This is a genomic window from Duganella sp. BJB476 (assembly GCF_003416895.1).
Lineage (GTDB): Bacteria > Pseudomonadota > Gammaproteobacteria > Burkholderiales > Burkholderiaceae_D > Rugamonas.
Genome location: NZ_QVIO01000001.1, coordinates 1,279,143 through 1,304,589 on the forward strand (window position 1 = coordinate 1,279,143; position 25,447 = coordinate 1,304,589).

The window sequence follows — 25,447 nt, forward strand, 5'->3', positions numbered from 1 at the left end:
ATGCCAGAACTGCGTCGGAATTATGGTGCATTTGGCCGATGTTTTTTCGGAGTCGATTCCAGATAATCGTCTGCACAGACTACCTATAAAAACCAAGGAGACAAGCATGAACACCACCACCACCGCCACGCCGTGGCCGGCGGCGTCCGTCCTGGACGGCGCGTACAAGAAGGCCAGCTGGCATCTGATACCGTTTATCTTCATCTGCTACTTCTTCAACTATCTGGATCGGGTCAACGTCGGCTTCGCCAAGCTGGAGATGCTGGACGCCCTCCATCTGAGCAATACAGTGTACGGATTGGGCGCGGGTATTTTCTTCATCGGCTACGTGTTGAGTGGCGTGCCGAGCAACCTGATCCTCCACAAGATCGGCGCCCGCCGCTGGATCGCCACGATGATGGTGGCCTGGGGCGCCTTGTCGGCCTGCATGCTGTTCGTGCACAACCCGACCTCGTTCTACGTGCTGCGTTTCTTCACCGGCGTGGCCGAGGCCGGCTTCTTCCCCGGCATGGTGCTGTATTTCACCCACTGGTTCCCGGCGCAGAAGCGCGGCCAGGTGATGGCGCTGTTCATGTCGGCGATACCGATTTCCGGCCTGGTCGGCGGTCCGCTGTCGGGCTGGATGTTGCAACACTTTTCGGCCGGGCAGGGCGGCATGGCGGGCTGGCAGTGGCTGTTCCTGCTGCAAGGCTTGCCGACCGTGATCCTGGGCGTGGCCGTGTACTTCTACCTGAACGACGGCATCACCCAGGCCAAGTGGCTGACTGCCGACGAAAAAGGCGCGATGCAAGCCGCGCTGGCCGGCGACGAACAACAGCGCCAGGCCAGCAGCGATGTCGGCCAGACCTTCTCGGCCGTGCTGCGCAATGGCAGCGTGTGGATGCTGGGCGTGATCTACTTCTGCATCCAGATGGGCGTGTATGCGATCAACTTCTGGCTGCCGTCCATCATCAAGTCGCTGGGCTACCAGAGCTCGTCCACGGTTGGCTGGCTGAGCGCGATTCCCTACCTGTGCGCCGCCTTGTTCATGGTGTGGGCCGGCCGCTCGGCCGACCAGCGCCGCGAACGCCGCTGGCACGTATCGCTGCCGATGGTGATGGGCCTCACCGGCCTGATGCTGGCGGCTAACTTCTCCAGCAACGCGCTGGTCGTGATGGTCGGCCTGAGCATGGCCACCATGGGTGCGCTGGCGGCGCTGGCGATGTTCTGGTCGCTGCCGGCAGCCTTCCTGGGCAGCGCGGCGGCGGCCGGCGGCCTGGCGCTGATCAATTCGCTCGGCCAGATCGCCGGCTTTGTCAGCCCCTTCCTGGTCGGCTGGATCAAGGACGCCACCCAGAGCACCGATACGGCGCTGTATATTTTGTCCAGCGTGCTGCTGCTTGGTGCGATACTGGTGCTGCGCATCCCCGCCAAACTGGTCAACCGTTGATAGAGTTCTTCGATGAAAATAGTCATTGCGCCCGATTCGTTTAAAGAGAGCCTGACCGCCATGGCGGTCGCCAACGAAATCGAGGCCGGCTTCCGCGAGTTCTTCCCCGACGCGGAATACGTCAAGCTGCCGGTGGCCGACGGCGGCGAAGGCACGGTGCAGGCGATGATCGACGCCAGCGGCGGCCGCCGCGTGGAGCTGCAAGTGTCCGGCCCGCTGGGCGAGCCGGTGGCCGCGTTCTACGGCCTGATGGGCGACGGCGCGACGGCGGTGATCGAAATGGCTGCCGCCAGCGGCCTGGAGCTGGTGCCCACGGCGCAACGCGATCCGCTGCGCACCAGCAGCTACGGCACCGGCCAGCTGATCCGCGACGCGCTCGACGCCGGCGCCCGCCGCTTCGTGCTGGGCGTGGGCGGCAGCGCCACCAACGACGGCGGCGCGGGCATGGTGCAGGCATTGGGCGGACGCCTGCTGGACGCGGCCGGCCGCGACTTGCTGCCTGGCGGCGGCGCGCTGGACGGCTTACAGCACATCGACCTGTCCGGCCTGGACGCCCGCATCAAGGACTGCGTGTTCGACATCGCCTGCGATGTCAGCAATCCGCTGGTGGGGCCGCAGGGCGCTTCCCATATCTTCGGCCCGCAAAAAGGCGCCACCCCGGCGATGGTCGAACAGCTGGACGCCAACTTGCGCCACTACGCCGACGTCATTGCCCGTGAGCTGGGCCAGCAGGTGGCTGACGTGCCGGGCGCCGGCGGCGGCGGCGGCATCGGCGCGGCGATGCTGGTATTTTTGGGCGGCAGCTTGCGCCCCGGTAGCGAGATCGTCACGGCCGCCGTGGGCCTGGACGCGGCCGTGGCCGACGCCGACCTGGTCATCACCGGCGAAGGCCGCATCGACAGCCAGTCCATCCACGGCAAGACGCCGATCGGCGTGGCGCGCGTGGCGCAGCGGCACGGCAAGCCGGTGATCGCGATCGCCGGCTGCCTGGCGCCTGGCGCCGCCGTGGTGCATCAGCATGGCATCCATGCGGTGTTCGGCGCGGTCAGCCGGCCGTGCACGGTCGAGCAAGCGCTGGCCGAGGCTGCGCAGAACGTGCGCAGCGCGGCCCGCAATATCGCGGCGGTGCTCAGCCTGGGCGCCAGACTGTAGAACAGGCGCCGCTAGCGGCTGCCTATCTGTGCTAGAGTCGTTCTCGTCCAAGTCATCGACGTCGAGAATGAAGCCAGTAGTCCGCCCCCTGCCATCGATCCGAGCGCAAATCTACACACTGGTGTGGGCCTGCGCCTTGCCGGCCGTGGTCGGGGTGGGGTTATTGGCGAATCATTTCTATCAGCGGGAACGGGCCCAGATCCAGCAAGGAGCGCTGGTCACGGCGCGCGCATTGATCCAGGCGGTCGACCGCGACCTCAATACCGGCATCACCATGGCCAAGGCGCTGGCCAATGCGCCCAGCCTTGACGATGGAGACCTGGCGGCGTTCTACACCCTGGCCAGCAAGGCCCTGCGCCCCGAATTCCCCGGCTTTAATTTCGTACTGAGCGACCGCGATTCGGTCCAGCTGCTGAACACCGTGCGTCCTTTCGGTCCAACGCTAGCCGATCCCGCCAGCCTGGAACGGATCCGCAAAGTGTTCGACACCGGCCAGACGGTGATCTCCGACGTCTTCATCGGCGGCGCCTTGAAGCGCCCGCTGGTCGCGGTGCATGTGCCGGTGATCAGGGACGGTAAAGTGATCTACTGCCTGTCGGTGGCTTTCGTGCCGGAGCGCCTGGGCATGGTGCTGCGCGAGCAAAACCTGCCTGGCGACCGCGTGGCCGGCATCTTCGATTCGACCGGCGTGATAGTGGCCCGGTCGAAGGATGCGGAACGCTATGTGGGCAAGCCGGGATCAGCCTCATTGCGGGCCAGGATGGCCAGCGGTGGCGAGGCGGTGTTTGAGTCGGTGACGCTGGACGGCACGCCGGTGTATTCGATGTACAGCCATTCGAAGATGTCCGGCTGGGCGGTTGCGATCGGCGTGCCGCGCAGTACGATGCTGTCGGAAATGCTGTCTTCGATCCGGTGGATCATCATGGTGGTGGCCGGCCTGCTCGGCATAGGCCTGGGCGCCGCCTGGTATTTCGGCCGCCGCATCAATCATTCGGTCAGCGCGCTGTCCCGCGCCGCCAGCGCCCTGGGCAAGGATGGCGACTTGCGACTGGAAGGCGTGAAGCCGGTGTTCCGCGAAGTCGACGATGCGATGCGCACCATGCAGGCGGTGGAGTCGGAGCTCCAGCAGTATCGCCACCGCCTGGAGAGCGCGATCGAAGAGCGCACCTTGCAGCTGCAATCGGCGCAGCGTGAAGCGATCAACAAGGAGCTGCGCACCCGCACCGTGATGGACAATATCGGCGACGGCATCATCACCATCAATGCCGACGGCGTCATCGAAGCCTTCAACCACGCTGCCTGCAGCATCTTCGGCTACACGCCGGAAGAGGCGATAGGCGCCAACATCATGCGCATGATGCCGGACAGCCTGCGCGGCGCCCACCATGCGGGCATGGCGCGCTACCTCGCCGGCGGCATGCCCACGGTGGTGGGCAAGAACAACGTCGAGCTGCAAGGGTTGCGCAAGGATGGCGCCACTTTCGTACTGGAGCTGTCGATACGCGCGCTGCTGATCGACGGCCAGCATCTGTTCGTCGGCATCGTGCGCGACGTCACGGAGCGCAAACGGGCGGAGAGGGAGCTGCGGCTGGCGATGGAACAGGTGCAGATCGCCAGCGCCGCCAAGGATGTCTTCGTGGCGAACATGAGCCATGAGCTGCGCACGCCGATGAATGCGGTGCTGGGCATGGCGCACCTGCTCAATACCACCGGGCTGTCGCCGGAGCAGGGCCGCTATCTGGAAATGATACGGGCTTCGGGACAAACCTTGCTCGGCATATTGAACGACATCCTCGACTTCTCCAAGATGGAAGCCGGGAAGATCGAAGTGCATCCGGTGCGCTTCCTGCTGGAAGACGTGCTGCATTCGCTGGCCAGCATCATGAGCGTCACCGTCGGCGAGAAGAACCTGGAGCTATGCCTGGGCGTGGAGCCTGACGTGCCGCGTACATTGGTCGGCGATGCGCTGCGCCTGCAGCAGATCCTGGTCAACCTGGCCGGCAACGCCATCAAGTTCACCGAGCAGGGTGAAGTCTCGGTGCTGGTGGAGCGCGCGGGCGGTCAGGGCGCATCGCTGCTGCTGCGTTTTACCGTGCGCGATACCGGCATCGGCATGAACGATGAACAACTGGCGCGGCTGTTCTCTCCGTTCACGCAGGCCGACCTGTCCACCACCCGCCGCTACGGCGGCACCGGACTGGGGCTGACCATTTCCAAGGGGCTGATCGAACTGCTGGGCGGCGCCATCGAAGTGCGCAGCGCGGCCGGCGCGGGCAGCGCGTTCACTTTCACGCTGCCGATGAAACAGGCCGACGAGGCCGAGGCGCCCAGGACTGGCCGGCGCCGCCATCTGCTGGTGGTGGACGACAATTCGACCAGCCGCGACTTCCTCGGCAAGACCATCCAGGCCTGGAACTGGAGCTGCGACGTGGTTGCCTCGGGGCCGGAAGCGCTGGCGCTGATACGCTCCGGCCGCGTCTACGATGCGGCGCTGGTCGACTGGGAGATGCCGGGCATGGATGGGCCGGCCGTCATGCGTGCGGTGCAGGAGGAATCCGGCATGCCGGTGATCTGCATGGTCAACGCCTACGGCCGCAGCAAGCTGGTACAGGACATGGCCGGCGTCAGCGCGCCAGTGTTCCTGACCAAGCCGGTGACGGCGTCCAGCCTGTACGACGCGGTGCAGACCGCGCTGGCGCATCGCCAGGAGGATGTCGCCGATGTTCCGGCAGTGGCAGGCGCCAGGGCGCTGGCCGGCGTGCGGGTGCTGCTGGTGGAGGATAATCCCATCAACCAGCAGGTGGCGAAAGGCATATTGGAACTGGCCGGCGCCACGGTCACGCTGGCGGAGCACGGCGAGAAGGCGCTTCAGCTGTTGCGCGGGGATCTGCGCTGCGACCTGGTGTTGATGGATGTGCAGATGCCGGTCATGGACGGCTTTACCGCCACCCGCGCGATCCGCGATGAGCTGGGCTTGACGCTGCCGGTGATCGCGATGACGGCCGGCGTGATGGAGTCCGAGCGCGAACAATGCATCGCCGCCGGCATGGACGATTTCATCGGCAAGCCGGTGGATGTGGAGCAGATGTTCGCCACCATCGCGAAGCACCTGCGTCCCAGCGGCGGCTAGAAGAAGGTATTGACCGCGCCGAGCACCTTGTAGTCGTCGTCCACGGTCAGCAGCAGCGGCCATTTGTCGAACGTGGTGCAGGGGTGCGAGATGCCGCAGCCTATCAGGTCGCCCACCGCCAGTTCGCTGCTGATCGCATGCTCCGCCGGCAGCCGCAGGTAGGCGTGCTGGTCGTTCATCTTCTCGATGCGGCACTCCTCCGGCAGCGCCGTTGGCGCGTGGGCGCCGGGACGGTGCGACACCAGCGCGCGCGGCAGCTCCATGTCATACGAAGCGTCGCGCTTGCCCATGCCGAGGATGGCCAGCGTCGGTTCGGGCCGCGACAGCACCATGCTCCAGACCTCCAGCGCCGGCCGCAAGCCCTGTCCTGGCGCCAGGCCTTCGCGCGCGTTCAGCTGCTCGATCAGGCCGTGATAGAAGCCGTGGTCATTGGTCAGGTAGCAGCCGCTGCGCAGCACCGGCAGCACAGGACGGGATAAATTCTTCACCTGCGCGAAACCGCTGGCGACAAAATCGAAATAGGCCGAACCGCCCGCCGACAGCAGGATCTCGTCGCGCTTGAACAGCTGCTCGGCGTCGGCCTGGCGCAGCAGGTCGGACAACTGGGTGACAAAGTCGCGAACCGCCTCGTGATCCTTGTCGCGGTCCGGGCCGACCAGCAGGCCTTCGTAGCCTTCGATGCCGGCCAGTTCCAGTCCCGGCGCGGCGGCTACTTCGCGCGCCAGCGCCAGGGCTTCGTCCATGCTGCGACAGCCTGCCCGTTTGCCGGCCAGGCCCAGTTCCACCAGCAGCGGCAGGCGCCGCGCCATGTGTTGCTGTTGCGCCGCTTGCGACAGGCGCGCCACGCCGGCGCTGGAATCGACCAGTGCGTAGAACTCGAACGAAGGATCGTTTTGCATCAGCGTCAGTACGGCTTTGACGTCGGCCGGCGCCACCAGCTGGTTCGCCAGCAGCACGCGGCGCACGCCGTAGCGGTAGGCGATCTGCACCTGGGCCACCGTCGCCAGCGTCATGCCCCAGGCGCTGTTGGCCAGCTGGGCATCGAACAATTGGGGACTCATGGTGGTTTTGCCATGCGGCGCCAACTGCACGCCGTATTGCTCGCAGAAGCCGCGCATCCATTGCAGGTTGTGCTCCAGCGCGGACGCCTTCAACAGCGCGACCGGGAAGCTGGTGTCGGCGCGCAGCACGTTCCACTGGCGGGCGCCGATGTCGCCCTGGCGCAGCGGCCGCGTGATCGGCAGGCCTTTGACGCCGGGGTGGAGCAGTTGATCTTCCAATTTCATCATTGCGGCGGTGCGGTTCAAGTATGGCTCCTGCGGTCGAAAGCGTGCAACGTCGCGCCCAGCGCCTGAAGGCGGTCGCGGCGCAGCATGCCGTAGTTATAGAATCCGAAATGACGGATGCCGAGTTCCCACAAGCCTTGCAGCGCTTGCGGCAGTTGCGCGCCGTCGGCCAGGTCTGGCGGGCCGGGACGCAGGATGGCGCGGATGCGGTCCGGGGTGCCGATGCGGCGGATGCAGTCCCACGCGTCGCTGGCAACGGCGGCGGCATCGGCCTCGTAGAACGGTATCTCCAGCCAGTCCGCCGCGCCGGACAGCGCGCGCAGGTCGGCGCCTTCCAGCCAGCTCTGGGCGGTAGGGCGCTGCACCGTCGCCACCACGGACAACTCCACCTGTGGCGGCATGGCGGCGCGGATGGCGCCGACCAGTTGCGTGACGCGCCGTTGCCGCAGGCGGTTCACGGCGGCCAGGTCGTCGTCCTCCAGCAGGTCGGCGGCCAGCCATGCTGCGGCCTGGGTCGGCGTGGCGTCGACCGGGGAGTCGAGGTAGTTGTCGATGTCGCGGCGGATGCGCTGGCGCAGGCCGTCCATGTCGATGTCGGCGGCTTTGCCGGCGGCCATGCAGGCGTCGCAGAAGCACAGGCCGAGCATGGAGTCGAGCCAGAGGTTGCTGCGGACCTGGGCAAATTCGTGGTGGTAGCCGTGGGCGTAGGGCAGCCAACCCGGCGTTTCGATCACCACGCTGGCGACGCCGCGCGCGGCCACGTCGCCGCTCAGCGCGACGGCGTAGTCGAACACCGGTTGCTGCATCGGGCAAAGGCTGTACAGGTAGCCGTCGCCGTAAGCGTTACGCGCAGTGTACTGGGGGTGTGCGGCGCCAAGACGGCTGTTGTGCAGCAGTACAGTCCAGGCGTGTACCGCGACGCCGCCGTTGGCGACCAGCTGGGGCAGCACCGCGCGCATAGCCGGGTTGGAATGGGCTTGCGGTGTGAGTTCGCCGTAGCGCGCCAGGTCGGGTTCGAAATAGACTACGCCGTCCTCGGGGAAGATGACGCGCGGCCCGCTGGCCGCATGCGGACGCAGGAATTTGCCGGCATGGTAGCTGACGGCGAGTGTCGCGCCGTTCATGCCCAGGCTGCGCGCCTGGTCTACAAAGCGGTCCACATCCGCGACATCCCACGGATAACAATACAGCGAGGTATGGTTGGGTGAATTCATGCGCGCCATTCTAGCCTATGCTTCGCCGCTCGGTGCTATATTGGACACACCAAATCGCCGACAGGAGTATGCATGCTCACACGCCGCAGTTTCTTTCACGTTGCCGCCGGATCGCTCATCTCGTCGCCTGTGATGGCCGAGCTGCTGCCCATCGCCGAGGCGCTGCCTCATAACGAAACCTACTGGGCCAAGGTGGCCGCGCAGTACGAACCGGCGCCGGACTTCATCAATCTGGAACAGGGCTACTTCGGCATGATGGCGCGTCCGGTAGCGGAAGACTACAAGCGCAACATCGACTACCTGAACGCGCACAGCTCGCGCTTCCTGCGCCAGCAATTCGACGGCCCGGGCATCGAGGCGATAAGGGCGCAGATCGCGGCGGCCGTCGGCGCCGATGTGTCGGAGATCGCCATTACGCGCGGCGCCACGGAATCCCTGCAAAACCTGATCGTCAACTACAAGCAGGTCAAGGCCGGCGATACAATCATGTATGCCGACCTGGATTACGACGCGACCCAATACGCGATGAACGAGCTGGCCCTGCGGCGCGGCGCCGATGTCGCCGTGGTGCGCATCCCCGAGCCGCCCAGCCGCCAGGCCATCCTGGACGCGTACGCACAAGCGATGCAGCGCCATCCGCGTACGCGTTTGCTGCTGCTGACCCACATCAGCCACCGCACCGGCCTGACTTTGCCGGTGGCGGAACTGGTGCAGATGGCGCGCCGGCGCGGCATCGACGTCATCGCCGACGCCGCCCAGTCATGGGGCCAGACCGACTTCATGGTGGCCGACCTGAAGGCGGACTTCATTGGCTTCAATCTGCACAAGTGGCTGGGGGCGCCGCTGGGTGTGGGATTTATGTACATCCGCAAGGCGCGGCTGGCGGATATCGGCGTGCATATGTCGGACCAGGATTACGCGGCAACAGACATCCGCTCGCGCGTCCATTCGGGCACCGTCAACACGGCCAACATCATGACGGTGCCGGCGGCGTTCCGCTCCCACGAGCAGATCGGCGTGGCCAACAAGTCCGCCCGGCTCAAGTACCTGCGCAGCTATTGGGTGGAGCGCGTGCGGGACGTAAAGGGTTTGCAGATACTGACGCCGGACGATCCCACCATGTACGGCGCCAGCACTTCGTTCCGCTTCGCCGGCAAGAGCAGCAAGGAAGACAACCAGCGCCTGGCCAAACGGCTGATGGACGAACATGGAATTTTCACGGTATCGCGCAATGGCCCGCTGGGTGGCAGCTGCGTGCGCGTGACGCCGGCGCTGTTCACCCAGCCGCGCCAGCTGGACCGGCTGGTGCAAGCCATCGCGACGCTCGCGCAGGCGTAGTCCCGTGCGAGCGTTGGTTGGCCGGTAGCGTCAGGCGGTGACGGCCTTCTTCTGGCGCACCAGATAGCCCGCGCCCAGCGCCGCCAGCCACACCGGAATCAGGTAGACCGACAACTGCAGGTCCGGCGTCATGTACATCACCACCAGGATCGCCGCCAGGAAGGCCAGGCACAAATAATTGGTCAGCGGGTAGCCCAGGCTGCGGAACGCCGTGGTCTTGCCCTCGGCCTTTTTCTGGGCGCGGAAGCGCAGGTGGATCCAGCTGATCATGGCCCAGTTGATGATCAGCGCCGAGACGACAAGCCCCATTAAGAAACCGAAGGCTTTGCCGGGCATGAAGTAGTTGACGACCACGCAGACGCCGGTCGCCAGCGCCGAGACGCCCAGCGCAGCCAGCGGCACGCCGCGCTGGTTCACCTTCAACAGCAGCTGGGGCGCGTTGCCTTGCTTGGCCAGGCCGTACAGCATGCGGGTGTTGGAGTAGACGCCGCTGTTATACACCGACAGCGCCGCCGTCAGCACCACGGCGTTCAGCGCATGCGCCACCAGGTTGCTGTTCAACGCATGGAAGATGAGCACGAACGGGCTGCCGCCGGTGACCACTTTCTGCCATGGGTACAGCGACAGCAGGATGCCCAGCGCGCCGATGTAGAAAATCAGGATGCGGTAGATGGCCTGGTTGGTGGCCTTGGGGATGGTGCGCGACGGGTCGTCCGCCTCGGCGGCGGTGATGCCGATCAGTTCCAGGCCGCCGAAGGAGAACATGATGACGGCCATCGCCATCACCAACCCACCCAGGCCGTTGGGGAAGAAGCCGCCGTGCTGCCACAGGTTGGCCACCGTGGCTTCCGGGCCGGCGTCGCCGGAGATCAGCAGCCAGGCACCGAACACGATCATGCCGACAATGGCGACCACCTTGATGATGGCGAACCAGAATTCCATCTCGCCGAAGGCTTTGACGTTGGACAGGCTGATGGCGTTGATGATGACGAAGAAGGCCAGCGCGGACATCCAGGTCGGTATCGCCGGCCACCAGTACTGCACGTAGATGCCGACCGCCGACAGTTCGGCCATGCTGACCAACACATACAAGACCCAGTAGTTCCAGCCCGACATGAAGCCGGCCAGGTGGCCGCAGTATTTGTCGGCGAAGTAGCTGAACGAACCGGCGACCGGTTCGTCCACCACCATTTCGCCCAGCTGGCGCATGATGAAGAAGGCGATCAGCCCGGCCACGCCGTAGCCGAGCAGCACGGAAGGCCCGGCCATCTGGATGGTCTGCGCGATGCCGAGGAACAGGCCAGTGCCGATGGCGCCACCCAGCGCAATCAGCTGGATGTGCCGGCTCTTCAGGCCGCGTTTGAGTTCATTCTTCCCATCTGCCATCTGATCCCCTGAGTGGTAAGCAAAGACGACGATTCTAAAGCAAAAGCAGCTCAGTGGAAGAGAAAATCGCGCTCATCGGCGCGGTGCGTAAGCCATGCATTCCACCTCGACTTCGCCGCCCAAAGCCAGGGCATTGGCGCCGAATGCGCTGCGTGCCGGCAGGCGTTCGGGCTTGAAGTAGGTGATGTAGACCTTGTTGAAGTCGTCCCACTTGGTCATGTCGGCGATCATGATGGTGCACTTGACCACGTCGTTCATGCCGAGGTTGTAGCCTTTGAGGATGGTGGCGATATTGTCCATGGCCTGGCGCGCCTGCGCGTCGAAGCCTTTGACCAGGCCATTGGGGCCGGTGCCCAGCTGGCCGGAGACGAACACATAATCCCCGGCGCGCACCGCCAGCGAGAACGGCCGCCCCGGCTCATTGCCCTTGTTGTAGAAGTCGATGGCGGAGGCGGCGCCGGAGGTGAACAAGGCCAGGATGCAGGTCAATTTTTTCAGATGTGTACGTGTCATGGGCTCAATCTTCAGTGGAACAGGTAGTGTTCTGCACGACTTGCTGCGTCACTTGTTGCAGCAGGTCTTTCAGTTGCGTCACGATGGAGAGGGCGGCCATCACCTCGCTGGCTGGCTCCGTCTGTGGCAGTTGCTCCAGATCTTCGCACAGATCGGCCATGCGGAAAGCGCCGACGCTGCGCGCCGCCGACTTGATGCGGTGGCCCAGTTCGCGCACCCTCTGCACGTCGCCACGCTCCAGCGCAGCCTCTATGTCGCGGATACCCTCCTGCGAACTGAGCAGGAATTTAAAGGCGAATTTACGCACCTTGCCCAGGTCGTCGCCGAGCAGCGCGGCCAGCACCGATAAATCGATCACGGCCGAGTCGCCACCGAATGGGGACTCGGAGGCCGGCTGCGGCCGCCGCGGCTCTGCCGGCGGCACGCGCGCAGGCAGCCAATTGGCGACGGTCTGGTACATCAGGGCCGGCTGGACGGGCTTCGAAATGAAATCGTTCATGCCGGCGTCGATGCAGCGCATCCGTGCTTCGGTGGTGGCGGTGGCCGTCATCGCCAGCACCGGGATATGGGTCAGTTGCGGGTCGGTGCGGATGTGGCGGGTCGCTTCCAGCCCATCCATGAGCGGCATTTGCAAGTCCATCAAAACGCAGTCGAAATCGGACTTGCGCAGCAGCTCCAGCGCGTCGGCGCCATTGCTGGCGAGGCTGACGGTGACGCCGGCTTCTTCCAGCATTTCCTGCGCAATTTGCTGGTTGAAGATGTTGTCCTCGACCAGCAGGATGCGGGCCGCCTTCAATGCCGCCATCATGGCCGACGTGCGGGCGCTGGCCAGCAGCTCGCCGGCGGCGTCGCCGATCTGGTTGATGAGCGCAGGCACGGTCTGGTAGGACACGCCGAGCTGGGCCGTGAACCAGAACGTGCTGCCAACCCCGGGCTTGCTGAGGACGCCGACATCGCCGCCCATCAACTGGGCCAGCTCCTTGCAGATCGCCAGGCCGAGGCCGGTGCCGCCGTATTCCCGCGTGGTCGACGTGTCGGCCTGCTGGAAGGAGATAAATAATTTCGCCATTTCCGCGCTGGACAGGCCGATGCCCTGGTCGCTCACTTCGAAACGCACCAGGCAATCGTTGGCGTCGCCGACCATCTTGCGCACGCGGATCTCTATCCGGCCTTGCTCGCTGAATTTGATGGCGTTGTTGGCGTAGTTAATCAGCACCTGTCCCAGTCGCAGCGGATCGCCCACCAGCACCGGCGGCAGGGTCGGGTCCAGGTCGAATACCAGTTCCAGGTTGCGGGTAGCCGCCTTCGGCGCCACCACCGTGGTCAGCGTTTGGACCACCTGATCTAGTGAAAAGTCGATGTGCTGGATATCCAGCTTGCCGGCCTCGATCTTGGAAATGTCGAGAATGTCGTCGATGATGCCCAGCAGGTGCTCGCCGGCGAAGCGGATTTTTTCCAGGTAGTCGCGCTGGCGCGGGTCCAGTTCCGTCTTCAAAGCCAAATGGGCCATGCCGATGACGCAGCTCAACGGCGTGCGGATTTCGTGGCTCATATTGGACAGGAACTGCCCCTTGGCCACGCTCGCGGCCTCGGCCTGCTGCTTGGCCTGCTGCAGTTCCTTGTTTTTGGCCTCGAGCTGTTCCTCGTAGTGTTTTTCAGAGGTCACATCGTGATAGATAGTGACGAAGCCACTGATCGCACCGTCGATGCCATAGATGGGGCGGCCTATGATATTCAGGACGACGCCGTCCACCCTGGCGCGAGTGAAATTGTGAGGCTGGAACTTCAAGCAGAGCTCCACCCGGGTGGCCACCTGCGCGTCGATATCGCCTGGCCCATAGTCCCCGCGCAAGGCGATGTAACGGAACACTTCGGCCATGGTGACGCCGGGATGCATCACCTCAACCGGAAACCCCTGCAATTGACAGAAGGCAGGGTTCCAGAACCTGATGGTCAAGTCGCAGTCAACAATGGTGACGCCAACCGGCATGTATTCCAGTGCCGCTGCCAGCCTGGGGAAATTCAACCTGATGAACTCTTCACTTTGAATAGTCGATTCCATAGGCCGATCATCCATGAGCAGGACCAAGAGAAAACTCTAACCCATCTGACAACGGTTGTCAGGTCATTTCTGAGTTACTGGAATTAATTTTCCTTGTAACTTACAGTCGAGTGAAAATAGGATTCCATAATCTCTGCAAATGTAAGTATGCTTACGGTCTTTCGGATGTGGGAGAGCTGGATGACAAGCAGTAGATCAGGAAGCAAGGCACGATCGTCCTCGGCGGATGTGGCGTTTGCCCAGTCGCCGTTGGGCCATGTGCTGTCCGGCGTCCTGGCCGAGGGATCGGCGTCGAACCGTAGCATTGCCGATTTCGTGCTGCGCAACCCGATGCGGGTGACCGCGCTGAAGATAGACGAGATGGCCGAAGGCTGCCAGGTGTCCACCGCGACCATCAGCCGCTTTGCGCGCGATATCGGCTTCGCCAACTACGGCGCGATGCGCAGCGCCGTCGCCGAGACGCTGCACTCCGAGATGCAGCCGGTGGACAAGCTGCGCCACACCATCGAGAACCGCGAAGGCTCCGTGTGGCCGGGAGACCAGAGCATGGAGTATGCGCTGGCTAATATCAGCGCGACCCGCAATGCCCAGTCCCAGGCGGAGATGGAGCAGGTGGTGGAGAAGTTGAGCCGAGCGCGCACCGTGTATGTGCTGGGTTTCGGGCTGTCGTCCTATCTGGCGGGTTTGCTGTCGCTGCATTTGCAGCCGTTTTGCCCGCACGTGGTGGAAGTGGCGGGGCAGGGCGGCACCGAAGTGGCGGCGGGCCACCTGGCGACGGTCGGTCCGAACGATTTGCTGGTGGTGATATCCTTCCCGCGCTATGCTCTGGATGTGATACGGCTGGCGAAATTTGCACGCGACCATGGCGCCTGCGTGATCTCGATCACCGACGCTCCGGCTTCGCCGCTGGTCGAGGTGTCCGAGCATGTGCTGTACGCGAATAGCGGGCATGCCGTGCTCCCGAGCAGCGCGACGGCGGCGGTGGCGGTGATCGAAGCGCTGGCGGTGTCGCTGATGGTATCGAACAAGGACAATGTGGAAAAAGCCGCGCGGCTGACGGAGGCAATATCCGCCTACCTGTACGGCCCGGGAACGAAGAAGCGCAAAGCCGCGAAGGGAAGCAAGGTATGAAGCGTTTGCTTGGGTTGTTGTTGGCTAGCCTGTTCTGGTGTGCGCAGGTTGGCGCGGCGGAGGTTGCGCCGCAAGGCTCGCTGGTCATCGTCGGCGGTGCGCTGCGGGCGGATAACGCCGTGGTCTGGCAGCGCGTGGTGCAGCTGGCGGGTGGCGCGGGGGCGCGTATCGCGGTCCTGCCGAGCGCCGCGGCCAATCCTGAGCGTTCCGGCGCCAACCTGGCCAAGTATCTGAATCGTTATGGTGCGTCCGCGTTTGTGGTGCCGGTGTCGGTCAACCTGAAGGACCGCGACTATCGGCGCGACGCCGAGGACGAAGCACTGGCCGGGGAGATCCGCGCGGCCGGCGGCGTCTACTTCACTGGCGGCGACCAGGCGCTGATCACGCAGGCGCTGGTCCGCCCGGATGGCAGCCGCACCGCGGTGCTGGACGCGATCTGGGATGTGTACCGGCGCGGCGGCGTCATCGCCGGCAGCAGCGCCGGCGCGGCCATCATGAGCAGCACCATGTACTACAACGCCAAGACCGTGTTCGGCACGCTCGCGCAGGGCGTCAACGATGGCCGCGAGCTGGCGCCGGGACTGGGTTTCGTCGGCAGCGATGTCTTTGTCGACCAGCACCTGCTGGCGCGCGGCCGCTTTGCCCGCATGCTGCCGGCCATGCTGAAGAAGGGATACAAGCTTGGCCTGGGCATCGACGAGAACACCGCGATGGTGATCAATTCGGCGCGAGAGGTCGAGGTGCTGGGCTATCAGGGCGCGCTGCTGCTCGACCTGTCGCAGGCGGCCACCGATGGCGGCAAGGACTTCAATATCTCGAATGTGCGCATCAGCTATCTGGATCGCGGCGACCGCTATAACCTGCGGACAGGCCAATTCACGCCGTCGGCCGACAAGGTGGACGGCAAGGTCGATCCGCAAAAACCGGCCATGACGGAACCGGTGTATTCCGCCGATATCCTCGGCCACAACGCCGTGCTGGTGATGATGGAAAAGCTGATCGACAATTCGCAGACCGAGGCGATCGGCATCGCCACCGCCGCGCCGGGCCAGCCGCGCCAGGATCTGGGCTTCGAGTTCAAGTTCAGCCGCCTGGCGGACAGCGTCGGCTATGCGTCCGCAAGCTCGGAGGCCTATTCGATCCTGAACCTGCGGTTGGATGTGCGGCCGCTGCAAATAACGCGCCCCTGGTACAAATAGGGCGTTTGTTTAGCGAATACACTAAACAAGTGGCTTGTATGGAGCCATGCGGTTGACCGGTGCGGCGTCCAGCGCTATAAAGTTGGATCGTCCCTACCTCTGGAAGCCGAATGCACGCCACTAAACTGATACCTGCCGGCGCACTCGCGCTGGCGCTGGCCCTTCCTGCCTTTGCCGCGGAGCCCTCCAGTCCTGCCGCTGCCGTCGATGTATTCATCGGCACCGGCGGCGACGGCCATACCTTCCCCGGCGCGGCGCGGCCGTTCGGCATGATCCAGCTGAGTCCCGACACGCAGGTGCGGCCGTTCCGCCAAAGCTATCCCTGGGCCGCCGGCTACCGCTATGAGGACGACAGCATACTGGGCTTCTCGCATACCCACTTCTCCGGCACCGGCCACTCCGACCTGGGTGACCTGCTGATGATGCCATACAGCGGCGAGACCAAGCTGGAACCGGGATACCCGGAGCGTCCCTTCAGCGGCTACCGCTCGCGCTTCAAGCACCAGGATGAACACGCGGAGCCGGGCTACTACGCCGTCAAGCTGATGGACAACGAGGTCGATGTCGAACTGACCGCCAGCGAGCGCGTTGGCCTGCACCGCTACCGTTACGCCAAGGGTGCGGAAGCCAAGGTGATACTGGATCTGCGCAGCAGCATCTACGATTACAAGGCCAAGAACCTGTGGTCGCGCCTGCGCGTGCGCGACAACACGCTCATCACCGGCATGCGCGAAACGCGCGGCTGGGCTGCGGGCCGCCAGCTGTACTTCGCCATCGCGTTCTCGCATCCGCTGACGTCGCGCGCCTTGCGCAATATGGAGGCGGACGTCGAGTACAAGGGCTTCGCCGGTCCGGGCAGCGGTCCTGGCGACAAGGCCATGGTCGAGGGCAAGGCGCTGGTCGGTGCGCTGGACTTCGGCGTGCCGGCCGACGGCCAGCTGGAAGTGAAGGTGGCCATTTCCGCCGTCAGCGAGGAGGGCGCGATCGCCAATCTGGGTGAGATGCCGGGCTGGGACTTCGACGCCGAACGCGCCAAGGCTTCCGCTGCGTGGAACGAGGCGCTGGGCGCGGTGGCGATTGAAGCCACGCCCGACATGCGCAAGATGGTCTATACGGCGCTGTATCACAGCATGCTGGCCCCAAGCCTGTTCATGGACCGCGATGGCCGCTACCGCGGGCCGGACAACGAAGTGCACCAGGCGCAGGGCTTCCGCTTCCACTCCACCTTCTCGCTGTGGGACACCTATCGCGCGCTGCATCCTTTGCTGACGCTGATCCAGCCGGAGCAGCGCAATGTGGACTTCGTGCGTTCGCTGATCGAATCGCAGAAGGCCAGCCCATACGGTATCCTGCCGGTGTGGCAGTTCCACGGGCTTGAAACCTGGTGCATGATCGGCTATCACGCCGTGCCGGTGATCGCCGACGCGTACATGAAGGGCTTGAAGGGCTTCGACGCCGAAGAGGCCTTGAAAGCGATGACCAGCAGCGCCGAATACGGCCCCTACGGCGGCCTTCAGCACTACATGAAGCTGGGCTACGTACCGATCGACCTGGAACCGGAGGCGGCGTCGAAGACGGTGGAATACGCCTTCGACGACTGGACCATCGCCCGCATGGCGGAGAAGATGGGCAAGAAGGATATCGCCGCGCGCTACTACAAGCGGGCGCAGAACTATCGTAACTCTTTCGACACCAAGACCGGCTTCCTGCGCGCGAAGAAGTCCGACGGTACCTTCCGCGAGCCGTTCGATCCGGTGCTGTCCAACTTCGGCAGCGACTACACGGAAGGCAGCGCGTGGCAGTATTCCTGGTATATGCCGCACGATAACGCTGGCCTGATCAAGATGCTGGGCGGCGACGCCGGCTTGCAGAACAAGATAGACATGATGTTCGACGCCAAGGTGGACGAGAAGGTGTACGCCCACATGGAGGATATCTCCGGCCTGATCGGCCACTACGCGCATGGCAACGAGCCTTCGCACCATGTGGCCTACCTGTACAACTACGCCGGCGCGCCGTGGAAGACGCAGAAGCGGTTGACGCAGGTGGTGGCGTCGCAGTACAACACGACGCCGGCCGGCCTGTCGGGCAATGACGACCTGGGGCAGATGTCGGCCTGGCTGGCCTTTACGGCGCTGGGTTTCTATCCGGTGGCGCCAGGCAGCAACGAGTACGTGATCGGCCGTCCGTTCCTGGACAAGGCGGTGATGAACCTGCCGAACGGGAAGGTCTTCACCGTCCGCAGCGTGGGCCTGAGCGCGGAGAACGTGTACGTCGCCGGCGTTACGCTGAACGGCAAGCCGCTGGCGCAAAGCTTCCTGCGCCATGACCAGATCACTGCCGGCGGCGAGCTGGTATTCACCATGTCCAGCAAGCCGAATGTGGATTGGGGCAAGGGCGGCGCAGCTCGTCCCTACACGCAGACACCTTATTGAGTGGTTTTAGCCCGGCAAGTGCACATTGCACTTGCCGCTTTTTTTAATCTGAATTGATAGCGCTATCATATCAGCGTTCACATAACGCCACACATGCTGCGTCGCAGCATGGAATATTCTTTACAACGCCTCATGAATCGCTAAACTACACAACATGTTAGCGCTAACAACGAAGAGGCGAGTATGAACAGTAGTGCAGTGAGTCGGTGGGTTGTCATGGGTGTCAGCGGCTGTGGGAAGAGCGAAATCGGCTCGCGCCTGGCCGCCGAACTTGGCCTGCCATTCCTTGAGGGGGATAGTTTTCACCCAGCGGAAAACGTCGCCAAGATGTCGGCCGGCATACCACTCAATGACGACGACCGCGCCGGCTGGCTGTTGACGCTACAAGGCAAAATCCGTGAAGCGGCACAGCGGGGCGAGGGGCTGGTGTTGTCCTGTTCGTCGCTCAAGCGCCGCTACCGCGACTTGCTGCGCCAGGCGGACCCGGACCTGCGCTTTGCCCACCTGAGCGGCGAACGCGCCGTCATCGAAGGCCGCATGCAAGCGCGCACTGGCCATTACATGCCGCCCAGTCTGCTCGACAGCCAGTTGCGCGACCTTGAACCATTGCAGGCCGATGAAGCCGGCCTGCGTCTGGACCTGACCTTGCCGCCACAGCAGCTGGTCAGTCTTATTTTGCAGCACCCATAGCCGCAGCAATAGCGGGCAATCCATAACTCATCTGGAGATACCATGAAAACAACAATGACCACAAAGATTCCCAAACGACGCTGGGGCATAGGCGCGCTGCTGGGCGTCGGCGTACTGATCAACTACATCGACCGTATCGGCCTGTCCGTGGCCGCGCCGCAGATCAAGGAACTGTTCAACCTGACGCCGGTCGAACTGGGCCTGCTGTTCAGCGCCTTCGCCTGGTCCTACTCGCTGCTGCAAATTCCGGTCGGCATGGTGATGGACCGCTTCGGCCCGACCCGTGTCGGCCGCTGGGGCGCTTTCCTGTGGGGCCTGGCAGCGACCATTACCGCGTTTTCCAGCGGCTTTGCCGGCATCTTCGCCGCCCGTATCCTGCTGGGCATTGCCGAGGCGCCAGCGTTCCCGGTCAGCGCCAAGGCTACCGGCTACTGGTTCCCGCGCCATGAACGCGGCATGGCTACGGCGATCTTCGACGCTGCCGCCAAGTTCTCCAACGTGATCGGCGTGCCGCTGCTGGCGCTGACCATCGTTACCTTCGGCTGGCGTTGGGGTTTCGGCCTGACCGCTGTGCTCAGCTTCAGCTACTTCATTGCGTTCTATGTGCTGTACCGCGATCCCAGCGCCGATCCCAAGTTGAGCAAGGAAGAGCTGCGCTACATCCAGGAAGGCGGCGCTTCGCCGGAAGGCCCGTCCGAAGCCGGCGCGCTGAACATGCTGGGCTATCTGCTGACCAAATCCAAGATCTGGGGCCTGACCATCGGCTTCGCGGCATATGGCTACTCGTTCTACCTGTTCCTGACCTGGTTGCCTGGCTACCTGGTGCAGACCATGCACATGAGTATTCTGAAGTCGGCAGGTTTCGCCGCCATCCCATGGCTGGTGGCGACGGTGGCTGACTTGTTCGTCGGCGGTTGGCTGATCGATCACCTGATCTCGCGCGGCAAGGACGAATCGCTGGTGCGCAAAGGCGTGCTGGTATGCGGCATGGTGCTGGGCCTGGCTGTGTTTGGCGCCACGCAGACCACCGACCCGGTCTGGGCCATCTTCTGGATCTCGATCGCGCTGGGTGGCCTGGCTTCGGCAGCGCCTGTGGGCTGGTCCTTGCCTTCGCTGATCGCACCCAAGGGCGGTGCCGGCACCATCGGCGGCATCATGAACTTCGCCAACAACCTGATGGGCGCGGCGGCACCTATCGTCACCGGCATGATCGTCGGCGCGACCAACTCCTTCACCAATGCGTTCATGGTTGCCGGCGTCATTTTGTTGATTGGTATCGTCTCGTTTGTATTCGTACTCGGCAAGATCGAAGCGATTCCCGATCCCGTACGCGCTTAAATCCCTGGAGATAAAAATGAAAAAAAGCATATATGCGCTGGGTGCGCTCGTCCTTACCACTTGCAACGGCGCCGCTTTCGCGCAAAGTAACGTGACTTTCTACGGTGTGATGGACATGGGTATTTCCCAGGACCGCGGCGGCATCGCCGGCACCTCGACCCGCGCCACCAGCGGCATGGCGACCCAAAGCCGTTGGGGCTTCCGTGGCAGCGAGGACCTGGGCGGCGGCGCGACGGCCTTCTTTGTGATTGAGGGCGGCATTCACGCCGACAACGGCAGCTCCACCCAGAACAACACGCTGTTCGGACGCACCAGTATCGTCGGCCTGGGCAGCAAGTTTGGCGCCGTCTCTATCGGTTTGCAGGATACGCCTCTGTTCACCACGCTCAATACGATCGTCGATCCGCTGCGTAACGGCGTCGCGCGCTCTAACAATCTGATGGCGTCGACGGGTTTCCGCGCCGGTAACTCGGTGTTGTACCGTACGCCGACCATCAACGGTTTCAGCGCCGACGCCATGTATGTGGCAGGCGAAGTGGCGGGCGATCAGAGCGCCAGCCGGGCACTGGGCGGCTCATTCGGCTACAGCAACGGACCGTTGAATGTGCGCCTGGCCTACCACAACAAGAACAACGACACGGCGACGCTGAAAAATACCGGCACGGCCCGCAATACGCTGCTGGGGGCAAACTACGATTTCGGCCCGGCCAAGGCCTGGTTCGGCTATGGCATCGACCAGGGGCTGAACAGCGCGCCGCTCAATAGTTCGATTATCAATTTCGAGGGGCCTGCGCCGGTCGCGTCGACGGATAGTACGGATCTTCTGCTTGGCGTGTCGGCGCCGTTTGGTTTCAGCACCGTTGTTGCGACCTACATCCGCAAGAATGACCGCACGATACGGAACCAGGATGCGCAGCAGTATGCGTTGGCCTATATGTACGCGTTCTCCCGCCGCACCGACATCTACACGTCGTACGCGGTGATACGCAACCATAACGGCGGCGGTTACACGGAGGGTAACAGCGAGGAACCGGGCATCGGCAATCGTCAGCTCACCGTCGGCTTGCGTCACCGCTTCTAAGCGTTACAGCAAGTCGATGCCGAATCGACGCACCAGCAGCGCAAACAGTCCGAAGCAGACGATCGTGATGGCGATGCACGCCAGCAGGGTCGGCCAGAAGCCGATCCGTGGCAGCAGCGCCGGAAACGCCAGGAACATCGGCAGCGTGGGCACCACGTACCAGAAGGTGTACCACGCGTGATTGGCGATCTTCTGCTCGGGCTGTTTTTCAACGTACAGCCAGATCAGCGCAAGCAGCGTGACCAGCGGCAGCGCCGCGACCAGGCCGCCGATGCGGTCGCTGCGCTTGGCGAACTCGGAGACGCCGACGACGACCAGGGAGGTTAATAGGTATTTGATGATCAGCCAGGCCATGCGGCTTCCTGTAAACGGGGATTAAAATCGATAACAATGGGCTTGCTGGCTGTCGCTACGCAGCGATGGCATCACCAGCAGAGTGGATGTCTCCTGCTGGCATTCTATCAAAGCTCTTCTGGATGCTTCGATGCCTGTTTCGATGAAGTCTTTTTTCGCGGCGCCCGCAATCGCCAGGGATAACGGCGTATTGCGGGAGTACGAGGTCGCGGTGGTTGGTGCCGCTTCAAGGCCGGCTTGTTGCAGGCCTTTGGCAAAGGTTAGCCGGACCAGCAGTCCGCCGGGGGAATTCAGCGCGACCCGGCTGGGTGTTTTTCCTTCCGAATCCGCGGCATGCGTCGTGACGCAGACAAGGCAAGCGAGAAGCAGTGCCAGCTTATTCATTGCCGTCCGTGGCGACGAAGGTCAGCCGGTTGCCGGATGGGTCTGTGATCGACATCTCGCGACTGCCCCAAGGCATGTCCCCGATGCCGGGGCGGGCGTATTTGAATTGTTTGGCGATCAGCTCGGCGTGGAACTCGTCCAGTCCGACAGTGGCGATGCGGATCGCGCCGCCAGGATTGCAATCGCCGAAATGCTCGGTCAGGTGCAGGATGCAGTCGCCCTTGGATACCTGCATGTACAACGGAGAGACCGGCTCAAAGCGGTGCTCCCAGTCGACTTTGAAGCCGAGGAAGTCGACATAGAATTCGCGCGTTTGCGCTTCATTGCAGCTCCGCAGGACGGGCGTGACGTGGCTCAGGTTCATGGTTACAGGTGTTGGTCGATCAGGACCGGATTGCCGTCCGGGTCGGTGAGGATGATGCTGGCGGGGCCGGTGGTGCTCTCATCGGCCTCGGTGACGAGTCCGACGCCCTGCGCCTTCAGCTGGCGCTGGATCTCGCGCACGTCGGTGAAGCCGTCCAGCGCTTGGGCGTTCTGGTCCCAGCCCGGATTGAAGGTCAGCATATTCTTTTCGAACATGCCCTGGAACAGGCCGATGATATGGTCGCCGTACTTCAGGATCAGCCAGTTCTGCGCGGCATTGCCGCCGAATTGCTTGAAGCCCAGTTTTTCGTAAAAAGCCCGCGAGGCGGCCAGGTCCTTGACCGCCAGGCTGATGGAAAATGCGCCGAGTTGCATGTCGATCTCCTCACATGGACAATCAAGCAACTCTAGCACACAGGGGCCACTCAGTACACTTCCGGCACAATGATTTCGAGTGGAACCGGGCGGCGCACATAGTCGTCGTGGTATTCGCGTTCCGGCAGCTGGATCGCCGGATGCTCGACTTCCACGTACGGCATCTGTTGCAGCAGATGATGGATGCAGTTCAGGCGCGCCTTCTTCTTGTCCACGCCTTGCACCACCCACCACGGCGCTTCCGGGATGTGGGTGCGCTCCAGCATGATCTCCTTGGCCTTGGTGTATTCCTCCCAGCGGCGACGCGATTCCAGGTCCATCGGGCTCAGTTTCCACTGCTTGAGCGGATCGTGGATGCGGCCCAGGAAGCGCGCGTTCTGCTCCTCGTCCGAAATCGAGAACCAGTACTTGATCAACTGGATGCCCGAGCGCGCCAGCATGCGCTCGAACTCCGGCACGGTCTGGAAGAACTCTTCGTATTGATCGTCGGTGCAGAAGCCCATCACGCGTTCGACGCCGGCGCGGTTATACCAGCTGCGGTCGAACAGCACAATCTCACCGGCGGCCGGCAGGTGCGAGGCGTAGCGCTGGAAGTACCACTGCGTGCGTTCGCGGTTGTTCGGCGCTGGCAGCGCGGCCACCCGGCACACGCGCGGATTCAGGCGCTGCACGATGCGCTTGATAACGCCGCCTTTGCCGGCGGCGTCGCGGCCTTCAAACAGGATCACGACCTTGTGGCCGGTGTGGACCACCCAGTCCTGCAGTTTGACCAGCTCCGCTTGCAGGCGGAACAGCTCGCGGAAGTACTGGCGACGGGCTTCCTTGGCTTCTTCGCTACGTTCGCTCACCATCACTTCGCGGGTGACGGGATCGATCTCGCGGTCTTCCAGTTCCATCTCCAGCTCTTCGTCATAGCTGTCGGTCAGCTCGCGCTGGACGCGTTCCATCAAATCGGTTTCATTCAGTCGCATGGTAAATCCTTGGCTCAGAAAATGTGGGAGAACAGCCAGAACAGCGAGCCCGATAACAGGATCGCGACCGGCAGCGTCAGCACCCAGGCCATGGCCAGGTTGCGGACGGTGGACCATTGCAGGCCGGAGCGGTTGGCCGCCATGGTGCCGGCCACGCCGGACGACAGCACGTGCGTGGTCGATACCGGCATGCCGTACATGTCGGCCGCGCCGATGGTCAGCATCGCCACCAGTTCGGCGGAGGCGCCCTGCGCATAGGTCAGGTGGGATTTGCCGATCTTCTCGCCGACGGTGACGACGATGCGCTTCCAGCCCACCATTGTGCCCAGTCCGAGCGCAATCGCCACCGCCACCTTGACCCACAGCGGAATGAACTTGGTGGCGTCGTCGAGCTGCTTCTTGAAGGCCTTCAGATTGGCGGCGGTGTCGGGATCGAAGGGCAGGGCCTTGGTCTTGTCCAACACGTGCATGGTTTCCGCCGCCAGGTACATGTCGTTGCGGACGTTACCCACGGTTTCCGCCGGCACCTTGGCCAGCGAACCATGCTGCTTGACCGCTTGGCCGATGTCGCCGATCAGCGCGGCCAGCGCCGGCGCCACCGTTGGCGTCAACTCCTTGGTGCGGATGTAAGTCGACAGCACTGGACGCGGTTCGGCGACCGCCGGTGCGGTAGGTGGAATGTATTTTTGCAGCGACTGTTGTGTGACCTGGGCGACGGCGACGAACTGCGTCACCTGATCGACCGGCAGCGCGCGGTTCAGCGCATAAGCCATCGGCACGGTGCCGACCAGAATCAGCATGATCAGGCCCATGCCTTTCTGGCCGTCGTTGGAGCCGTGGGCGAAGGAGACGCCGGTGCAGGTGAGTATCAGCAGGCCGCGGATGTACCAGGGCGGCGGCGTATTGCCGACCGGTGCTTCATACAGTTCGCGGCTCTTGACGAAAGCGCGCAGCGCCAGCAGCAGCAAGGCGGCGCAGCCGAAGCCGACCATCGGCGACAACAGCAGCGAGTAGCCGACCTTGGACGCTTGCGCCCAATCGACGCCGCTGGTGCCGTCGCGGCCATGCATCATCGCGTTGGCGATGCCGACGCCGAGGATGGAGCCGATCATCGTATGCGACGACGATGCCGGCAGGCCGAGCGCCCAGGTGCCCAGGTTCCAGATGATGGCGGCGATGAGCAGCGCGAACACCATGGCGAAGCCGGAGCTGGAGCCCACTTGCAGTATCAGCTCGACTGGCAGCAGGGAGATGATGCCGAAGGCGACCGCGCCGCTGGAAGTCAGCACGCCGAGGAAGTTGAAGCAGCCGGACCAGACCACGGCGGCGTTGGCCGGCATGGAGTTGGTGTAGATGACGGTAGCGACGGCGTTGGCGGTGTCGTGGAAGCCGTTGACGAACTCGAAGCCGAGGGCGATCAGCAAGGCCAGGCCGAGCAGCATGTAGGGCAGCCAGCTGGTGGCGACCGGACCGGCTTCGGTGACGTCGGAGCGCAGGCTGTAGGCGCTGAACAGCAGGCCTGCCACCAGCAGCACGACGAAGATGAGGGCGGTGATGGGAGTGTTTCGACTATCTGCGGGACTGATGCGCGCGGGTTGGGCTACCGTATTCATGCC

General features: G+C 63.6%; 21 protein-coding genes. 10 read left to right on the forward strand and 11 right to left on the reverse strand.

The window, feature by feature from the left end; genetic code table 11:
• The first annotated feature begins 106 nt into the window (after nt 1-106).
• From D0T21_RS05625 to D0T21_RS05635, 3 genes are all read left to right on the forward strand, one after another.
• The gene (locus tag D0T21_RS05625) at nt 107-1,429 is read left to right on the forward strand and encodes an MFS transporter (RefSeq protein WP_116989067.1); all 1,323 of its coding nucleotides are present in this window, start codon (nt 107-109) and stop codon (nt 1,427-1,429) included.
• A 12-nt stretch (nt 1,430-1,441) separates the two neighbouring features.
• A complete protein-coding gene (locus tag D0T21_RS05630) occupies nt 1,442-2,581 on the forward strand; it encodes a glycerate kinase (RefSeq protein ID WP_116989068.1) in 1,140 nt (379 codons plus the stop codon).
• A gap of 67 nt (nt 2,582-2,648) precedes the next feature.
• Nucleotides 2,649-5,711 carry a response regulator gene (locus D0T21_RS05635; protein WP_229211345.1) on the forward strand — a complete coding sequence of 1,021 codons (3,063 nt, stop codon included), beginning with the start codon at nt 2,649-2,651 and terminating at the stop codon, nt 5,709-5,711.
• Here the strand turns inward: D0T21_RS05635 and D0T21_RS05640 are convergent.
• Entirely contained in the window at nt 5,708-7,018 is a 1,311-nt protein-coding gene (locus D0T21_RS05640; protein ID WP_116989070.1) for an amino acid deaminase, read from the reverse strand. The genes D0T21_RS05635 and D0T21_RS05640 overlap by 4 nt on opposite strands.
• Nucleotides 7,015-8,211, reverse strand: coding sequence for a hypothetical protein (locus tag D0T21_RS05645; protein ID WP_229211346.1), 1,197 nt, complete (start codon nt 8,209-8,211; stop codon nt 7,015-7,017). The genes D0T21_RS05640 and D0T21_RS05645 overlap by 4 nt, the downstream gene beginning before the upstream one ends.
• A gap of 72 nt (nt 8,212-8,283) precedes the next feature.
• On the opposite strand from D0T21_RS05645, the gene D0T21_RS05650 reads away from it, so the two are divergent.
• Complete coding sequence (locus tag D0T21_RS05650) at nt 8,284-9,549, forward strand: aminotransferase class V-fold PLP-dependent enzyme (RefSeq protein ID WP_116989072.1); 1,266 nt, start codon at nt 8,284-8,286, stop codon at nt 9,547-9,549.
• A 30-nt stretch (nt 9,550-9,579) separates the two neighbouring features.
• Here the strand turns inward: D0T21_RS05650 and D0T21_RS05655 are convergent, their stop codons facing one another.
• The 3 genes from D0T21_RS05655 to D0T21_RS05665 form a co-directional block, all read right to left on the reverse strand.
• A complete protein-coding gene (locus D0T21_RS05655; protein WP_116989073.1) occupies nt 9,580-10,935 on the reverse strand; it encodes an amino acid permease in 1,356 nt (451 codons plus the stop codon).
• A 72-nt stretch (nt 10,936-11,007) separates the two neighbouring features.
• Nucleotides 11,008-11,448 carry a RidA family protein gene (locus D0T21_RS05660; RefSeq protein ID WP_116989074.1) on the reverse strand — a complete coding sequence of 147 codons (441 nt, stop codon included), beginning with the start codon at nt 11,446-11,448 and terminating at the stop codon, nt 11,008-11,010.
• Between the two features lie 4 nt (nt 11,449-11,452).
• Entirely contained in the window at nt 11,453-13,510 is a 2,058-nt protein-coding gene (locus D0T21_RS05665; RefSeq protein ID WP_158567961.1) for a response regulator, read from the reverse strand.
• 180 nt (nt 13,511-13,690) lie between these two features.
• On the opposite strand from D0T21_RS05665, the gene D0T21_RS05670 reads away from it, so the two are divergent.
• The 6 genes from D0T21_RS05670 (at nt 13,691) to D0T21_RS05695 (ending at nt 21,384) form a co-directional block, all read left to right on the forward strand.
• A complete protein-coding gene (locus tag D0T21_RS05670; RefSeq protein ID WP_116989378.1) occupies nt 13,691-14,641 on the forward strand; it encodes a MurR/RpiR family transcriptional regulator in 951 nt (316 codons plus the stop codon).
• Nucleotides 14,638-15,840: a cyanophycinase gene (locus D0T21_RS05675; protein ID WP_116989076.1), complete on the forward strand. Its 1,203-nt coding sequence runs from the start codon at nt 14,638-14,640 to the stop codon at nt 15,838-15,840. The genes D0T21_RS05670 and D0T21_RS05675 overlap by 4 nt, the downstream gene beginning before the upstream one ends.
• Nucleotides 15,841-15,950: 110 nt before the next feature.
• Entirely contained in the window at nt 15,951-18,275 is a 2,325-nt protein-coding gene (locus tag D0T21_RS05680; RefSeq protein WP_116989077.1) for a GH92 family glycosyl hydrolase, read from the forward strand.
• Between the two features lie 216 nt (nt 18,276-18,491).
• A complete protein-coding gene (locus tag D0T21_RS05685) occupies nt 18,492-18,965 on the forward strand; it encodes a gluconokinase (protein WP_116989078.1) in 474 nt (157 codons plus the stop codon).
• Nucleotides 18,966-19,007: 42 nt separating this feature from the next.
• On the forward strand, nt 19,008-20,303 hold the full coding sequence (locus D0T21_RS05690; protein WP_116989079.1) for an MFS transporter: 1,296 nt from the start codon (nt 19,008-19,010) through the stop codon (nt 20,301-20,303).
• 16 nt (nt 20,304-20,319) lie between these two features.
• Entirely contained in the window at nt 20,320-21,384 is a 1,065-nt protein-coding gene (locus tag D0T21_RS05695) for a porin (RefSeq protein ID WP_116989080.1), read from the forward strand.
• Between the two features lie 3 nt (nt 21,385-21,387).
• On the opposite strand, the gene D0T21_RS05700 is transcribed toward D0T21_RS05695, so the two are convergent.
• From D0T21_RS05700 to D0T21_RS05725, 6 genes are read right to left on the reverse strand one after another with little or no spacing between them, the layout of a single operon-like run.
• Nucleotides 21,388-21,738: a DUF3147 family protein gene (locus D0T21_RS05700; RefSeq protein ID WP_116989081.1), complete on the reverse strand. Its 351-nt coding sequence runs from the start codon at nt 21,736-21,738 to the stop codon at nt 21,388-21,390.
• Nucleotides 21,739-21,759: 21 nt separating this feature from the next.
• Nucleotides 21,760-22,122, reverse strand: a complete 363-nt coding sequence (locus D0T21_RS05705; RefSeq protein ID WP_116989082.1) for a hypothetical protein — start codon at nt 22,120-22,122, stop codon at nt 21,760-21,762.
• Entirely contained in the window at nt 22,115-22,486 is a 372-nt protein-coding gene (locus D0T21_RS05710; RefSeq protein WP_116989083.1) for a glyoxalase superfamily protein, read from the reverse strand. The genes D0T21_RS05705 and D0T21_RS05710 overlap by 8 nt, the downstream gene beginning before the upstream one ends.
• A 2-nt stretch (nt 22,487-22,488) precedes the next feature.
• Entirely contained in the window at nt 22,489-22,860 is a 372-nt protein-coding gene (locus tag D0T21_RS05715; RefSeq protein WP_116989084.1) for a VOC family protein, read from the reverse strand.
• A 50-nt stretch (nt 22,861-22,910) separates the two neighbouring features.
• Nucleotides 22,911-23,831, reverse strand: a complete 921-nt coding sequence (gene ppk2 / locus D0T21_RS05720; RefSeq protein WP_199538412.1) for a polyphosphate kinase 2 — start codon at nt 23,829-23,831, stop codon at nt 22,911-22,913.
• A 14-nt stretch (nt 23,832-23,845) separates the two neighbouring features.
• Nucleotides 23,846-25,444, reverse strand: a complete 1,599-nt coding sequence (locus tag D0T21_RS05725; protein ID WP_116989380.1) for an inorganic phosphate transporter — start codon at nt 25,442-25,444, stop codon at nt 23,846-23,848.
• Between the last annotated feature and the right edge of the window lie 3 nt (nt 25,445-25,447).

Coding starts and splice junctions, on each gene's coding strand:
- D0T21_RS05705 (WP_116989082.1), bottom strand. CDS start 22,122: ATGAATAAGCTGGCACTGCTTCTCGCTTGCCTTGTCTGCGTCACGACG.
- D0T21_RS05660 (WP_116989074.1), bottom strand. CDS start 11,448: ATGACACGTACACATCTGAAAAAATTGACCTGCATCCTGGCCTTGTTC.
- D0T21_RS05650 (WP_116989072.1), top strand. CDS start 8,284: ATGCTCACACGCCGCAGTTTCTTTCACGTTGCCGCCGGATCGCTCATC.
- D0T21_RS05625 (WP_116989067.1), top strand. CDS start 107: ATGAACACCACCACCACCGCCACGCCGTGGCCGGCGGCGTCCGTCCTG.
- D0T21_RS05695 (WP_116989080.1), top strand. CDS start 20,320: ATGAAAAAAAGCATATATGCGCTGGGTGCGCTCGTCCTTACCACTTGC.
- D0T21_RS05670 (WP_116989378.1), top strand. CDS start 13,691: ATGACAAGCAGTAGATCAGGAAGCAAGGCACGATCGTCCTCGGCGGAT.
- D0T21_RS05675 (WP_116989076.1), top strand. CDS start 14,638: ATGAAGCGTTTGCTTGGGTTGTTGTTGGCTAGCCTGTTCTGGTGTGCG.
- D0T21_RS05685 (WP_116989078.1), top strand. CDS start 18,492: ATGGGTGTCAGCGGCTGTGGGAAGAGCGAAATCGGCTCGCGCCTGGCC.
- D0T21_RS05690 (WP_116989079.1), top strand. CDS start 19,008: ATGAAAACAACAATGACCACAAAGATTCCCAAACGACGCTGGGGCATA.
- D0T21_RS05630 (WP_116989068.1), top strand. CDS start 1,442: ATGAAAATAGTCATTGCGCCCGATTCGTTTAAAGAGAGCCTGACCGCC.
- D0T21_RS05725 (WP_116989380.1), bottom strand. CDS start 25,444: ATGAATACGGTAGCCCAACCCGCGCGCATCAGTCCCGCAGATAGTCGA.
- D0T21_RS05655 (WP_116989073.1), bottom strand. CDS start 10,935: ATGGCAGATGGGAAGAATGAACTCAAACGCGGCCTGAAGAGCCGGCAC.
- D0T21_RS05635 (WP_229211345.1), top strand. CDS start 2,649: ATGAAGCCAGTAGTCCGCCCCCTGCCATCGATCCGAGCGCAAATCTAC.
- ppk2 (WP_199538412.1), bottom strand. CDS start 23,831: ATGCGACTGAATGAAACCGATTTGATGGAACGCGTCCAGCGCGAGCTG.
- D0T21_RS05710 (WP_116989083.1), bottom strand. CDS start 22,486: ATGAACCTGAGCCACGTCACGCCCGTCCTGCGGAGCTGCAATGAAGCG.
- D0T21_RS05665 (WP_158567961.1), bottom strand. CDS start 13,510: ATGGAATCGACTATTCAAAGTGAAGAGTTCATCAGGTTGAATTTCCCC.
- D0T21_RS05715 (WP_116989084.1), bottom strand. CDS start 22,860: ATGCAACTCGGCGCATTTTCCATCAGCCTGGCGGTCAAGGACCTGGCC.
- D0T21_RS05645 (WP_229211346.1), bottom strand. CDS start 8,211: ATGAATTCACCCAACCATACCTCGCTGTATTGTTATCCGTGGGATGTC.
- D0T21_RS05680 (WP_116989077.1), top strand. CDS start 15,951: ATGCACGCCACTAAACTGATACCTGCCGGCGCACTCGCGCTGGCGCTG.
- D0T21_RS05700 (WP_116989081.1), bottom strand. CDS start 21,738: ATGGCCTGGCTGATCATCAAATACCTATTAACCTCCCTGGTCGTCGTC.